Here is a 14,076-nt window from a genome sequence, read left to right as displayed (position 1 = left end):
CGTCAGATTGTCGCCGGGCGGCCGTCGGCGGTTGCGCAGTCGTGTCCGAAATTGCGAACTACGTTCCGTACGACGTGCCGACATGGCCCGATTCCTCGAATTGCCGCCCGGCGATGCGTCCGGTTGTCGCACGTTTTTGCCGGCGTGACGGTCCCGGCGATTCAGACGGGGGCGTGGGAAACGCGTTGGGTAGCAAGTCATTGCAGGCGGGCGGCGCAAATTCGAGCGGATAGAGCCATGCCGCCTGTTCGTCACGGGCTCGCCTTTCGCGTTCGGCCCGGTCGAAGGCTTCGCTGCGGGCTTTCTCCAGCGCATGTTGGGCGGCCTGCTTGCTCGCTTCGAGACTGGCCGCAAGGCTCGCTTGTCGCGCTTGTTCCAGAGCGACGCGTTTCGCCTCGCGCTGCGACGCCTCGCGAGCCTCGTGCGCCGCGCTCGCCATGGCCGACTCGCGCGCGGTCGATGCGGCGCGAGCGTCGGCGGCCAGTTGCGCCGTTCGTGCCGCGGCATTCGCCTGCTGCCGCGCCAACGCGCGACTCCGCGCTGCCGTCACCTTCGCGGCCTGCGCCTGGGCCGACGCCCTGGCGTGCTCGCCCCCCGGGATGTCCGCGTCCCGAGGCGAGTCACCCGAACCCAGCACGGCGTCGCGATAAGCCGCCCGGCCCGATCGAAACCGTGCGTCGAACTCGTCCTGCAACGCCGCCGGGCTCGCGGTAGGGTGATCGCGCTGGAACGCGGCGTAGGCTTGTACCTCGTCAACGATGACGGCGTCGACAAGACTGCGGCGGGCGCTGCCAAGTGCGCGACGATAGTCGGGACTGGTATCGGACATGATGCGCCGTGCAATGTCGGATGGGGGGGCGGTCCCCGGCAGCGTCTGCTTCCACGCCTGCGAGACCGCGTCGTGGATCATCTCGCGAAATTCGTACTGCTCGGCGATCGTGACGGTCGGCATGACTTCGCGCAGTTTCGTGGCTAGGCGCTCGCCCTCGGACTCGACGATGGTGCGTTCGGAGAGCAGGGTTCGCACGGTGTCGAGCGCGTCCTTCAGGGGAACATAGTGGAATGTCAGCGGCGCCTCGGCGGACCGCGTGCGCAGTGCCAGCCGAATCGACAGCGTGACGGCTCGGCGAAGGCTGACATACGCCGGGAGTTCCGCTGGCGTGGGGATCAGATTCGCGGACTTCAGCCATGCGACGAGAGCATTGCGCGCGTCACCGGCCACGTGCGGCGCGCGCAGCAGTTCGACGTAGAAGCATCGGTGCAGCCCTTCGGGCTTGCTCAGCAATACGCGCAGCAGCGTGGCGCGGGGCGATCCGGCTTCGCGCAATTCGCCGAGCAGGCTGGCCCAGGCGCTCGCCAATTCGGGGTGCATCGCAACGCGTCGGCCCAGCAGCGCCACGTACGCCCGGCCTTGCGGCGACAAAAGCATGGCGGTCACGTCGTGCGGTGCCAATGCGGCGTTGCGCGTGAGCGATGCCAGCATTCGCAGATACTGGGCGTTGCTCCTGTGCGCGAGCCTGGCGGCATCGCTGAATTCGGTACGATCGACGATCAGCCAGTGCGAGAGCGCCTCGACCATGTCGGGCGTCGGCAGTCGGCGCGACACGGCGGCCAATGCGGGGAAATCGCCGGTCATGAGATGCTCGCGTATGGCATTGGCCGTCGCCGCCAGGCGCTGCATTGCCCGAATCTTGCGGTCCGCGCTGTTGGCCGTCTTCACGCCGTAGTCATGGTGGTAGATGAGGTTGACGGACTGACCCGTGGCCGTCTGCAACATCGAGAGCGTGCTCGCGCACGCGTCGCAGGTGTCGAGCAGACTGTTGACGTGAATGCGGTGCGTGACGGGATCGTCGCGCGTATCGTGAAGGAGCACCGACGCGATAATCTGCTCCGCGTCGTTGACGCGGTCGATGAACGTCTTGCAGGTCGGGTCGAGCGACGGAAGGTTGACCTGGATATCCTCGCCCACCCGGGCTCCCGGGTCGGCGCGTAACCGGGCGCGCCTGCGTCTGGCGTCGACGAACCTGACGCGTCCGATGCGCACTTCGTCGTTCTCGCCCATCGCGTCGTGAATGCGCAACTGCAACGTGTCCTTGTGGTTGCCGCCGGACAATGCGAAGTAGACCGCGCTGCCGCCCTTGGCCGTGTCCACGCCCGCGAAGGCCAGATTGCCGTCGCGCAGATGGGTACGCAGATCGGCAATGCCGGCGGCGGTGCCGATATTCCACTGGCCGTCCGCTTCGAAGACCAGCTCCGGTCCCAGAATCGCGCGGTAGACCGAAATATCGAACTCGTGTTTGCCGGCGTCGAACCGCTCGCGGCGGCGCAGGCTCGCCTTGATGTCGTCGACGAAGCGCCGCTGCGCGGGGGCGGACGTAAAGACTTCGTAAGCCGCATCGCGCGCGTCTTGCGGCGGAGTGGCGTTGGCGTTCCATGGCGCGGTCGGCTGCGCGATACGCTGTTCGATATGGCGAACGATATTGCGGAAGCTGCCGTCGTTCCCGAGCGACGAGGGCGTGGCCTTGAGCTGTTGCCGGCATTCATGGAAGGCGTCGATGAACTGCTGGTCGTCCGGGACTTCCGGGTCGAGTTCGCGAAAGGCGCCAGTGCCGCAGCGTTGGTGCGCCGACGCGCAGGCATACAACCGGCCGGAATCGGCCTGGACCACGACCGTTGCCTGACGATCGGCAAATTGCAGGCCATGGACCTCGCGCTCGTACGGGACCTCCTGGACGAGGTCGCGCAGCGTCACCGGAACGAGGCGGCTGCCGTCCTTGGCGAGCGGCAGGGGCGTGGGACTGACGGCGTCGATGGTGCCGTGAATCGTCCCGCTCAGCGCGGGCGCCGGCGGCAAACCGAGTCGTTCCGCCTCCTTTCGGGACAGCGGCGACACTTGCTTTCCGGTTGCATTCGCCTTGAGGTATCTGCCGTCCTGCACGAAGACATAGAAGGGGGGCGCAGTCGATCTCGCACCCGCCGCATCGTCCTTGTCCCCGTGCGCGGACGCCACGGTCCTTGCGAATGCTGGACGAACGGTGACGCGCGACAATGAGGCCGCCGAGGATTCGGTACTCGGCGGGGCGTCGAAGCCAAGACGCCGGATGGCCGGGGACGAGCCCACCGGCGCTGTCCCCGCGGCCGAGACGACGAAGTCGGACGGCTTTCGCGGCGATACGAACGCGACCAGCGAGGGCGCGCCACAGGGCGTGGATCGCGACGTACCGACGGTAGCCAGGTCGTCGTCGAAAGCCGGATGCGGGACGTTTGAGCGGGTCTCCGGCGGCGTCGGCATCTGCGCGGACGCCGGCGATGTGGGCGATTGCCCGTGACGGCTTGCTGAAATCAAGGGGCGGAGCGCGAACCGGCGTCGCGCCACCGGGTAACCGGCTCGGCGGCGATCGGCCTGTCATGCGGCAAGAAGTGATTGACGCTTCCAGTGTCGCCGGTGCAACGTCGGGTCACTTCTATTATTCGCCTGCTCCCGACGCTTCAGGCAAGTCTGGCGCCGCCTGCGCGATCGACGGCGTTCGCACGAGACGCGCCGTGGTGTCGCAACGCCGGACCGGCTTCAGCGAGCGGCGTCGATCAGGCCCTCGAGCTTGACGGCGTCGGCGGCGAACGCACGAATGCCCTCGGCGAGCTTCTCCGTGGCCATGGCGTCGTCGTTCAGGGCGAAGCGGAACGACGGCTCGTCGGTCTTCACGCGGTCGATGGCGGCCGAGCGCGCTTCCTTCGGATCGAGCGCCCGGCGCACTTCCCCTTCGGTCGTGCGCAACTGTTCGAGCAGGGCGGGGCTGATGGTGAGGAGATCGCACCCGGCAAGTGCAAGGATCTGGCCGGTCGAGCGGAAGCTGGCGCCCATGACTTCGGTGTCGTAGCCGAAGTGCTTGTAGTAGCGATAGATCGACGCGACCGAACGCACGCCGGGGTCATTCACGCCCGCATTGGCCGCTTCGTCCCAATTGGCGCCCGCCGACTTTTTGTACCAGTCGTAGATGCGGCCCACGAACGGCGAGATCAGCCGGGCGCCGGCCTCGGCGCAGGCGGCGGCCTGCACCAGCGAAAAGAGCAGCGTCATGTTGCAGCGGATCCCATCGCGCTCCAGGATCTCGGCCGCGCGAATCCCTTCCCATGTCGACGCGATCTTGATGAGCACGCGATCGCGCTCGATGCCTTCGGCTTGGTACATCGCGATGAGCTTGCGCGCGCGTGCGACCGTGCCGGCCGTATCGAACGACAGGCGGGCATCGACTTCCGTCGATACGCGGCCCGGCACGATGTCGAGAATTTCACGCCCGAAGGCGATCAGCAGGCGGTCGATGATCTCGTCGGTCGATTCGGCACGATGCTCGGCGACGACGCGCGTGAGCATCGGGCGGTAGGCGTCCTTCTGCACCGCGCCGAGGATCAGCGACGGGTTGGTGGTGGCGTCTTGCGGCTTGTAGGCGTCCATCGCCTGGAAGTCGCCGGTGTCGGCCACGACGATGGTGTGGCGTTTGAGGGTATCGAGCTGATTCATGAGGACGGCCTTGCGAGAAATGCACTGCGTGACATGAAGTCCGGCGAGGGGCCGGATGGCGTTCGGGCGACGCCCCGATGGCACCCTCGAGACGTTCAGGGGACGCTCAAAGGACGCAAAAGACGGCGCGTCGGGCCCGACTCCGGTAAACTTCCGACTTTACCAAACTTTGCCGGAATTCCCCATGACCCAGGACGAACTCAAACGCCTGGTCGGCCAGGCCGCTGCCGACTATGTGAACCAGCACGTGCCCGAGGGCAGCGTGATCGGCGTGGGCACCGGGTCCACCGCCAATTGCTTCATCGACGCACTTGCCGCGCACAAGGGTCGCTATCGCGGCGCCGTGTCGAGCTCCGAGGCCAGCACAGAGCGTCTGCGCAAGCATGGCATCGAAGTGTTCGACCTCAACCAGATCGAAAGCCTGCCCGTCTATGTCGACGGCGCCGACGAGATCAACGCCCTGGGGCACATGATCAAGGGCGGTGGCGGCGCGCTCACGCGCGAGAAGATCGTGGCTTCGGTGGCCAGGCAGTTCGTGTGCGTCGTCGACGCCTCGAAGGAGGTGGCCGTGCTCGGCGTTTTCCCGTTGCCGGTGGAAGTCATTCCGATGGCCCAGGCCAGCGTGGCGCGTGAACTCGTCGCCCTCGGCGGCAAGCCGCAGGCGCGCGTGCGCGCGGACGGCAGTCCGTACGTGACCGACAACGGCTGCGCCATTCTCGACGTGCACGGTCTGCAGATTCTCGATCCCGTGGCCTTCGAGACGCAGGTCAATCAGATCGCCGGCGTGGTCACGGTCGGCCTGTTCGCAAAGCGCGGCGCGGACATCACGCTGATGGGCACACCGCAAGGGGTGCGCACCATCGACTACAAAAACTGATACCGGGAGGGCAGGATGGCCGGATCACGTCGTCTTCCCGAAACCTGGTTCCGCCGCGGACTATGGTTGATCGCCGTACTGTTCGCGGTATTTCTGATCGGTCTGGGCGGTCTTGTCGTCGACAAATTGCCGGGCGTCGCGCCAGCGCCCACGCTCGACTCGTTCGTCGATCGCGCGCAGGCCGATCGCGCCGATGCGGCGATCAAACAGGCGGAAACCCAGCTTGAAGACGTGCAGAGCCAGCTGGAGACGGCGCGGCTGCAGCTCAAGGCGCGCAGCACGGCCTATCGCAATGCACGCGAATCGTTCAACGACTGGGTAGCCACGCGCACGGCCACGGCGCAGGCCAGTCAGGATGCCGAACTGGTCGCCCGCACGCGGGCGCTCGATTCGCTCAAGGCCGCGCAGCGCGACGCGCAAACGCAGGTCGATGCGCTCGAAGCAAAGCAGCTCGAGGCGCAACGCGGCCTGCAGTCGGCGCGTGCGACGCGCTATGCCCTCAATGCCGACGCGGGTGAGCGCCTCGCGGCGATCCAGCGTTCGCAGGAACTGAAGGTGTTCGGCATCCGGCTGGCGTTGACCTTGCCGTTGCTTGCCGTGGCGGGCTGGCTGTTCGCACGTCAGCGCAAGAGCACGTGGTGGCCGTTCGTCTGGGGCTTCATCTTCTTTGCGCTATTCGCGTTCTTCGTGGAGCTGGTCCCCTATCTTCCGGACTACGGCGGCTACGTGCGCTACCTCGTGGGTATCGTGCTCACGATTCTGGTCGGACGCTACGCCATCGTGTCGCTGCAGCGCTATCTGGCGAAGCAGAAGGCGGAAGAACAATTGCCGGACGAAGAGCGGCGCAAGACGCTGTCTTACGATCTGGCACAGGCACGACTGGCCAAGTCCGTATGTCCGGGGTGCGAGCGGCCGGTGAAGCTTGATGACCCCGACCGGGACTTCTGCGTGCATTGCGGCATTTGCCTGTTCGACCGTTGCGGCGCGTGCCGTACGCGCAAGAACGCGTTCGCCCACTTTTGCCACCATTGCGGTGCCCGATCCGCAGGCATCCAGACCGAGGGCGGTCCTGCCCGGGCCGGCTGACAGGCGGCCGGCTCCGGCGCTTCCATTCAATCGGCTCCAATGCCCGGTGCGCCGCTTCGCGCGGCGCACGTGCAATCTCCTGGCGAGGGCCCGGAGCCGTGCGCGGGACGGTGTCGGGCCGCGGGAGAGGGCGCCTTATTCCGTAGTCGGAGGAACGTAGCCTTGCGCCACATCGGCGCCGTCGCCGAAGAAGTACTTCTCGGTTTGCTTCACGAGGTACTGGCGCGCGCGCGGGTCGGCCATGTTCAGGCGGTTTTCGTTGATGAGCATGGTCTGTTGCTTGAGCCAGCCGGCCCAGGCTTCCTTGGAGACACTTTCCCAGAGGCGTTTGCCGAGTTCACCGGGCATCGGGGGGAAATCGAGACCTTCGGCTTCTTTGCCGAGCTTGATGCATTGAACCATGCGGGCCATGGGAGGACTCCTTCGTAGTCTTTGTTGAGGCTTGAGTGGAAGCCGGGCTTGCCACGTGGGCCGCGTCATGTCGACGGACGGCTCGGGCGAAGCGGCGGCCGATATCCGGAAATGGGGGCAGGGCCGCAATATGCAAGGGCACCGACGGATGCCGATGATTGCGCGCCCGGCCGTCCTGAATTACAGCTTCTTGATGAGCACCAGCGAGCGGCGCTGCCAGTTGTACAGGCGGCGGCGGTCGGCCGGGAGGTCGTCCACACCGGCCTTGACGAAGCCTCGCTTGAGGAACCAGTGCTCCGTGCGGGTCGTGAGCACGAACAGACGTTCCAGTCCGCGTGCACGGGCACGTTGCTCGATGTGCTTGAGCAGGCGTTCGCCGTCGCCCGAGCCCTGCGCTTCCGGATCGACGGTCAGGCAGGCCATCTCGCCGATGCGCTCGCTCGGGTAGGGGTAGAGCGCGGCGCAGCCGAACAGGCGTCCGTCGTGCTCGATGACCGAGAAGTGATCGATGTCGCGTTCGAGCTGGTGGCGGCCGCGGCGCACCAGGGTGCCGTCGGCTTCGAGCGGTTCGATCAGTTGCAGGATGCCCCCGACGTCGTCGATCGTGGCTTCGCGCAGGCTTTCCAGATTCTCGTACGAGATCATCGTGCCCACGCCGTCGTGCGAGAACAGCTCGAGCAGCATGCTGCCGTCGAGCGAGAACGGCACGATGTGCGCACGACCCACACCGGCGCGACACGCGCGCGTGGCGTACTTCAGATAGAACGCCGAATCGCGGTCGAGCGTGCCCTGCGACTGCAGGCGCTGGGCGTCCTCGAGCGTGAGTTCGCGCTGCAACTCGTTGTATTCGTTGAGAACGCCGGGCGTCTCGGTAATGAAGATCAGCTTGTCGGCGCGCAACGCAATGGCGGCCGACGACGCCACGTCTTCCATCGTCAGATTGAACGACTGGCCCGTGGGCGAAAAGCCCAGCGGGGAGAGCAGCACGATCTTGCCGTTGGCCAGCGAGAGGCGGATCGATTCCGCGTCGACCTTGCGGACCACGCCCGTGTGCTGGAAGTCGACCCCGTCGACGATGCCGACGGGGCGGCCCGTGACGAAGTTGCCCGAGACCACGCTGATGCGCGCGTTGCCCATCGGCGTATTCGGCAGCCCCTGGCTGATCGACGCTTCGATGTCCAGACGCAATTCGCCGGCCGCTTCCTTGACCGCTTCGAGCGCGGCGGCATCGGTGATGCGCAACTGCTGCGAAAAGTGCGACTCGATGTGTCGCAGGCGCATCTGCTCCTCGACCTGCGGTCGCGAACCGTGCACCAGCACGATGTGCATGCCCATGGCGCACAGCAGGGCGACGTCCTGAATCAGGGAGTCGAGCCCGCCCGCCGCGACGAGCTCGCCGCCGAAGGCGACCACGAACGTCTTGTCGCGAAACGCATGGATGTAGGGGGCGACCGATCGCAGCCAGTCCACGAACTGGGCTTGGTGGGCGGTCTCTTCGTCTTGTACGGCGGGGTCGGGTTCGGTCAGCATGGGTGTACGTGCGCAAACATGCGCAGATTATATAATGCGCGCCCATGGCAAGTGACGAACGAAATCGACAATCTCAGCCCCCGAAGCCGAAAGTGACGGCGCCGGGGCAAACGCGCGCCCAACCCAGGGACCCGGCGCAATCGCAAACGACGTCCGATCCGGGCGGCGCGCCTGCGAACGCGGGCCATCGCCCCGGACGCTCCCGCCAACCGGATCGCGGCGGCGAGGCGGGCGCCGCCGCGGGCAACCGCGCGACCAAAGCCGCAACGGGGCCGGGCAATGCCGCGACGGCCGCACGTCGGCCGTCGCCAGCCGAGCGTGCCGCGCGCGACGCCGAGCGACTCGCCGCACGGCAGGCCGCCGCCAACCGCGTGCCCGAAATCGCATTCCCCGAGGCACTGCCGGTGTCCGCACGCCGCGAGGAGATCGCACGTGCCGTCGCCGACCACCAGGTGGTGATCGTGAGCGGCGAGACCGGCTCGGGCAAGACCACGCAACTGCCGAAGATTTGCCTCGCGCTTGGGCGTGGCCTCGGCGCCGGCGGCACCGGCCTGATCGGGCATACGCAGCCGCGGCGCATCGCCGCGTCGGCCACCGCGCGCCGCATCGCGGACGAACTCGGCACCCCGCTCGGCGAAATCGTCGGCTTCAAGGTGCGTTTCAACGACACGCTGTCCAATGGGGCATCGGTCAAGTTGATGACCGACGGCATCCTGCTCGCCGAGACGCAGACCGACCCGCTGTTGCGTGCTTACGACACCATCATCATCGACGAGGCGCACGAACGCAGCCTCAACATCGACTTCCTGCTGGGCTATCTGAAGCAGTTGCTGCCCAGGCGTCCGGACCTGAAGGTCATCATCACGTCGGCCACCATCGATGCGGATCGCTTCGCGCGCCACTTCGGCACCGGCGAAGGCGAGACCCTGCGTCCGGCCCCCGTCATCGAAGTGAGCGGCCGGCTGTACCCGGTGGAAGTGCGCTATCGGCCGATTCAGGACGACGCGCGCATCGCCAACGCGGAAGGCCGCGAGAACAGTCGCGCCAGCGCCCGCGATCGTGAGCGCGATCTCATGGACGGTATCGTCGATGCCGTGGACGAACTCTGCCGCGAGGGGGCGGGCGACGTGCTCGTGTTCCTGCCCGGCGAGCGCGAAATTCGCGAAGCGGCGGAGGCGCTGCGCAAACATCATCCGCCGCACACGGAGATTCTGCCGCTCTTCGCGCGCCTGTCCGCCGCCGAGCAGGAGCGCGTGTTCAGGCCGTCGAACGCCCGTCGCATCGTGCTCGCGACCAACGTGGCCGAGACCTCGCTGACCGTACCGGGCATCCGCTACGTGGTCGATGCCGGCACCGCGCGGGTGAAGCGCTACTCCTACCGCAACAAGGTCGAGCAGCTTCAGATCGAATCGATCTCGCAGGCGGCGGCCAATCAGCGCGCGGGGCGCTGCGGTCGCGTGGCCGACGGCGTGTGCATTCGTCTGTACGACGAAGCGGACTTCCAGTCGCGCGCGCGATTCACCGACCCCGAGATTCTGCGCTCGTCGCTCGCCGCGGTAATTCTGCGCATGCAGTCGCTGCGCCTGTCGAAAGTCGAGGAATTCCCCTTCCTCGAACCACCGCCGGGCCGCGCGATTGCGGACGGCTACCAGTTGCTGGGCGAACTGGGTGCGGTCGACGACGCCAACCAGCTCACGCCGCTTGGTCGTGAGCTGGCGCGTTTGCCGCTCGATCCGCGCGTCGGGCGCATGATCCTGGCCGCGCGCGACCAGCAGTCGCTGCGCGAAGTCCTCATCATCGCGAGCGGACTGGCCGTGCAGGACCCGCGCGACCGGCCCATCGAAGCCCAGGATGCCGCCGACAACGCCCACCGCAAATTCGCGGACGAGAAGTCAGAATTCCTCTCCTGGCTCAAGATATGGAAGTGGTTCGAGGAGGCGATTGCTCACAAGAAGTCGAACCGCCTGCTGACACAGGCCTGCCGCGAGAATTTCCTCTCGCAACTGCGTCTGCGCGAATGGCGCGACGTTCACAGCCAGTTGCTGACCGTGGTGCGCGAGCAGGGCTGGCGCATCAACGAGTCCGAAGCCACATACGAGCAGGTGCACCTCGCGCTGCTCGCCGGCTTGCTCGGCAACATCGGCTGCAAGGCCGACGACGATCCGCACTTCCTTGGCGCGCACGGCATCAAGTTCCACATCTGGCCGGGCTCCTCGCTCGTGAAAAAGGCCGGGCGCTGGGTCATGGCCGGTGAACTCGTCGAGACGAGCCGGTTGTACGCGCGCTGCATCGCGCGCATCGAGCCGGAATGGATCGAGCGTGTGGGCAAGCACCTCGTGAAGACCTCGCTGTCCGACGCCCACTGGGAAAAGAAGGCCGCGCAAGTCACGGCGTACGAGCGCGGCACGCTCTACGGGCTGACGATCTACGCCCGCCGTCGCATGAACTTCGGCCCGCGCGATCCGCGTCGCGCCCGCGAGATCTTCCTTCGCAGTGCGCTCGTCGAGGGCGACTGGGAAACGAAGCTGCCGTTCTACGCGCACAATCGCAAGCTGATCGCGGACATCGAACAGCTCGAACACAAGTCGCGGCGCCAGGACGTGCTCGTCGACGACGAGTTGATCTACGCCTACTACGACGCACACGTGCCCGCCGGCCTTTACGACGGCGCCAGCTTCGAGCACTGGTATCGCGAGACGTCCAAGGGCACGCCCAGACTGCTCTACCTCGTGCGCGACGACCTGATGCGCCACGAGGCCGCGGGTGTCACGACCGACCTGTTCCCGAAGAAGACGGCGATCGCGGGCGTCGAAATGGCGCTCACGTACCACTTCGAACCGGGGTCGCCGCGCGACGGGGTCACGCTGGCAGTACCGCTCTATGCGCTCAATCAGGTCGACGCGCGCCGATGCGAATGGCTCGTGCCGGGCATGCTCAAGGAGAAGGCGCACCAGCTGATGAAGTCGCTGCCGCAGAAGCTGCGCCGTCACTTCGTGCCATTGCCCGAATACGCGGCCGGGTTTGTCGATCGCGCCACGTTCGGCCAGGGCGCACTGCTCGACGCGCTGATGGCCGATGCGCGCGAGCAGACCGGTGTCATGCTCAAGGCGAGCGATTTCAAACTGGAAATGCTCCCGGCGCACCTGTCGATGAACTTCAAGGTGATCGACGAGCACGGGCGTCAGCTCGGCATGGGACGCAATCTCTCGCAGTTGCGCGCCGAACTCGGGCAGCAGGCGCAACGCACGTTCCAGGCGCTGGCCGCCCGAAGCGGTGCCACGCCCACCGGCGGCACCGCGACGGAATCTTCGTCACGCGGCGGCCCCGCGCCGCGCGGCGATGGCAAGGCAGGCGGCAAGACCGGCGCGCAGGCCGTACCGGGGGCGTCCGCGGCATCGGGCACGGGCGCCGCGGCGGTCGAGCCCGGTCGCTACGACAACCTGACGACCTGGAGCTTCGGTGAGTTGCCGGAGATGCTCGAGATTCGCCGCGGCGGCCAGACGCTGTTCGGCTATCCCGCGCTGGTCGATCGCGGCGATCACTGCGACCTCGAAGTATTCGACGATCCGGACGAAGCGCAACGTCAGCATCGGGCAGGACTGCGGCGACTGTTCGCGATTCAGTTGCGCGAGCAGGTTAAGTACCTGGAGAAAAACATCCCCGGACTGCAGCAGATGGCCATGCAGTACCTGCACCTCGGGACACAGGAGGCACTGCGCGATCAGATCGTGGATCTGGCGCTGGAGCGCGCCTGCCTTCAGTTGCCATGGCCGAGCGACAACGCCTCGTTCGTCGCGCGCAAGGACGAGGGGCGTGGACGTCTCACGCTGCTCGCGCAGGAAATCGCGCGCCTGGCCGGGCAGATTCTGGCCGAGTACGTGGCGTTGCAGAAGAAGCTCGCGCAGGCCAAGCCGTTCGCGCAGGCGCATGCGGATCTTACGGCGCAGTTGCAACGTCTGGTCGGCAAGCGCTTCCTGATCGACACGCCCTATGCCCAGCTGGCGCACTTTCCGCGTTACCTCAAGGCGATGGCCGCGCGCATCGACAAGCTCAAGGCCGATCCGTCGCGCGACGCGCGTGCCATGAGCGAGCTTGGCCCGTTGTTGCAGAACTGGCAGCGGGCCACGTCGCAACGCCGGGATCAGGGCGATGCGCGACTCGACGAATTTCGCTGGCTGCTCGAGGAATTGCGCGTCTCGCTTTTCGCACAGGAGCTGCGCACACCGATGCCGGTGTCGGTCAAGCGGCTCCACAAGGTCTGGGAGGCGCTGCAGCGCTGAGCGGTGGCCGTCGGTGACATGCCATCCGTTGGCGTTCGACGCGTATGCCCGGACGCCAATTTTGCATGCAATGCCCGCGCCGGTTTGCGCTGGGTCAGAAAGTGTTGGAATGTTGTTTCGCCTGATCAAAAAAGGTGCGCCGCCGACGCGTTGCGGGGGCTTTCCGGCCCTACAATAGCGGCACCGTTTTGCGACGGTTCCAGGCGCCACTCGTCGCTCGTCGCTCGTCGCTCGTCGTTTTCACCCGAGCGCTTTCCCGCCCGGCACCCGCGGCTTCCCTGGCCTCGTTTTTTCGACATTCTCCGCACCTTTTTCTCCCGAGAGATCCTGCAATGCGCAAACTTCTGATCGCCGCCGGTCTGGCCGCTTCCCTGGGCCTGACGGCGCTGGCCGGCCCGGCGCGGGCGGCAGCCCCGGCACCCGACAGCGTGGTGGTCGTGCTCAATTCGGCCGACGCCAGCGTAAGCCTTATCGACAAGGCCACGCAGAAGGTCGTCCAGACGTTTCCCGTGGGCAAGGAGCCGCATCACCTGATGGCCACGCCCGATAACCAGTCGCTCATCGTGGCGAACTCGGTGGGCAACAATCTCGTGTTCCTCGATCCGAAGACGGGACAGATCCAGCGCAAGATCGAAAACATTGAAGATCCGTACCAGATCGGCTTCTCGCCGGACAAGAAGTGGTTCGTGGCCAACGCGCTGCGCCTGGACCGCGTGGACGTCTACCGCTTCGACGGCAAGAACCTGAGCGTGGCGCAGCGCATCCCGCTCAAGAAGATGCCAAGCCACCTGGTCTTCACTCAGGACAGCAAGCTCGTGTTCATCTCGTTGCAGGAGTCGAACGAGATCGCCGCCATCGATCTGGCCAGCCAGAAGGTGCTGTGGACGCTGAAAGTGGGCGACAGCCCCGCCGGCGTGTGGCTCACGCCCAACGACAAGTACCTGCTCGTGGGCATGACCGGCGCCGACTACGCGGCGGTGATCGACTGGCGCGCACGGAAGGTGATCAAGACGATCCCGACCGGAAGGGGGGCGCACAACTTCCGTTCGCTCGCCGACGGCAAGCACGTGCTGATCTCCAATCGCGTGTCGAGCACGATCAGCATCATCGATCAGGACGCGCTCACGAATGTCGGCAACATTACCGGTCTGCTGCCCGGCCCCGACGACATGGAGCTCTCGGCCGACAAGAAGACGCTGTGGGTCACGTTCCGCTGGGCGCGCAAGGTCGGCATCATCGACCTGGCCTCGCGCAAGCTGATCAATACGATTGCCGTCGGACGCTCGCCGCACGGGATCTATTTCTACGACCGTGCGCCGGTGCTGTAACATCGGGGCATTGCCGTAAGGGCTTCACTCGCCGGGCGTCGTCGA

General features: G+C 66.3%; 9 protein-coding genes. 5 read left to right on the top strand and 4 right to left on the bottom strand.

Features of this window, described 5'->3' with window-relative positions:
• Positions 1-58: 58 nt before the first annotated feature.
• Entirely contained in the window at positions 59-2,893 is a 2,835-nt protein-coding gene (locus tag LV28_RS37725) for a hypothetical protein (protein ID WP_145929456.1), read from the bottom strand.
• 142 nt (positions 2,894-3,035) lie between these two features.
• Between LV28_RS37725 and LV28_RS48750 the strand changes: the two genes are divergently transcribed.
• Positions 3,036-3,329, top strand: coding sequence for a hypothetical protein (locus tag LV28_RS48750; RefSeq protein ID WP_141571447.1), 294 nt, complete (start codon positions 3,036-3,038; stop codon positions 3,327-3,329).
• Positions 3,330-3,568: 239 nt separating this feature from the next.
• Here the strand turns inward: LV28_RS48750 and tal are convergent, their stop codons facing one another.
• The gene (gene tal, locus LV28_RS37720; protein ID WP_038617250.1) at positions 3,569-4,519 is read right to left on the bottom strand and encodes a transaldolase; all 951 of its coding nucleotides are present in this window, start codon (positions 4,517-4,519) and stop codon (positions 3,569-3,571) included.
• A 184-nt stretch (positions 4,520-4,703) separates the two neighbouring features.
• Between tal and rpiA the strand changes: the two genes are divergently transcribed.
• Together rpiA and LV28_RS37710 are read left to right on the top strand one after the other, a co-directional pair.
• A complete protein-coding gene (gene rpiA / locus LV28_RS37715; protein ID WP_023596352.1) occupies positions 4,704-5,396 on the top strand; it encodes a ribose-5-phosphate isomerase RpiA in 693 nt (230 codons plus the stop codon).
• A gap of 15 nt (positions 5,397-5,411) precedes the next feature.
• On the top strand, positions 5,412-6,482 hold the full coding sequence (locus LV28_RS37710) for a serine endopeptidase (protein WP_038617253.1): 1,071 nt from the start codon (positions 5,412-5,414) through the stop codon (positions 6,480-6,482).
• A gap of 135 nt (positions 6,483-6,617) precedes the next feature.
• Here the strand turns inward: LV28_RS37710 and LV28_RS37705 are convergent, their stop codons facing one another.
• Together LV28_RS37705 and argA are read right to left on the bottom strand one after the other, a co-directional pair.
• Positions 6,618-6,893: an oxidative damage protection protein gene (locus LV28_RS37705; RefSeq protein ID WP_023596350.1), complete on the bottom strand. Its 276-nt coding sequence runs from the start codon at positions 6,891-6,893 to the stop codon at positions 6,618-6,620.
• Between the two features lie 180 nt (positions 6,894-7,073).
• Positions 7,074-8,423: an amino-acid N-acetyltransferase gene (gene argA, locus LV28_RS37700; protein ID WP_023596349.1), complete on the bottom strand. Its 1,350-nt coding sequence runs from the start codon at positions 8,421-8,423 to the stop codon at positions 7,074-7,076.
• 44 nt (positions 8,424-8,467) lie between these two features.
• Here argA and hrpA point away from each other — a divergent pair, with 44 nt between their 5' ends.
• On the top strand, positions 8,468-12,703 hold the full coding sequence (gene hrpA, locus LV28_RS37695; RefSeq protein ID WP_048806319.1) for an ATP-dependent RNA helicase HrpA: 4,236 nt from the start codon (positions 8,468-8,470) through the stop codon (positions 12,701-12,703).
• Between the two features lie 332 nt (positions 12,704-13,035).
• Positions 13,036-14,031, top strand: a complete 996-nt coding sequence (locus LV28_RS37690; RefSeq protein ID WP_023596347.1) for a YVTN family beta-propeller repeat protein — start codon at positions 13,036-13,038, stop codon at positions 14,029-14,031.
• Positions 14,032-14,076: the final 45 nt, after the last annotated feature.

The sequence above is a fragment of the Pandoraea pnomenusa genome (genome assembly GCF_000767615.3).
Taxonomy (GTDB): Bacteria; Pseudomonadota; Gammaproteobacteria; order Burkholderiales; family Burkholderiaceae; genus Pandoraea; species Pandoraea pnomenusa.
The sequence above is the reverse complement of the archived record's forward strand: the minus strand, read 5'-3'. Positions and strand labels throughout refer to the sequence as shown.

Excerpts from the sequence above, each read along its gene's own strand:
- tal (WP_038617250.1), bottom strand. The coding sequence starts at position 4,519 with ATGAATCAGCTCGATACCCTCAAACGCCACACCATCGTCGTGGCCGAC.
- rpiA (WP_023596352.1), top strand. The coding sequence starts at position 4,704 with ATGACCCAGGACGAACTCAAACGCCTGGTCGGCCAGGCCGCTGCCGAC.
- LV28_RS37710 (WP_038617253.1), top strand. The coding sequence starts at position 5,412 with ATGGCCGGATCACGTCGTCTTCCCGAAACCTGGTTCCGCCGCGGACTA.
- LV28_RS37705 (WP_023596350.1), bottom strand. The coding sequence starts at position 6,893 with ATGGCCCGCATGGTTCAATGCATCAAGCTCGGCAAAGAAGCCGAAGGT.
- argA (WP_023596349.1), bottom strand. The coding sequence starts at position 8,423 with ATGCTGACCGAACCCGACCCCGCCGTACAAGACGAAGAGACCGCCCAC.
- hrpA (WP_048806319.1), top strand. The coding sequence starts at position 8,468 with ATGGCAAGTGACGAACGAAATCGACAATCTCAGCCCCCGAAGCCGAAA.
- LV28_RS37690 (WP_023596347.1), top strand. The coding sequence starts at position 13,036 with ATGCGCAAACTTCTGATCGCCGCCGGTCTGGCCGCTTCCCTGGGCCTG.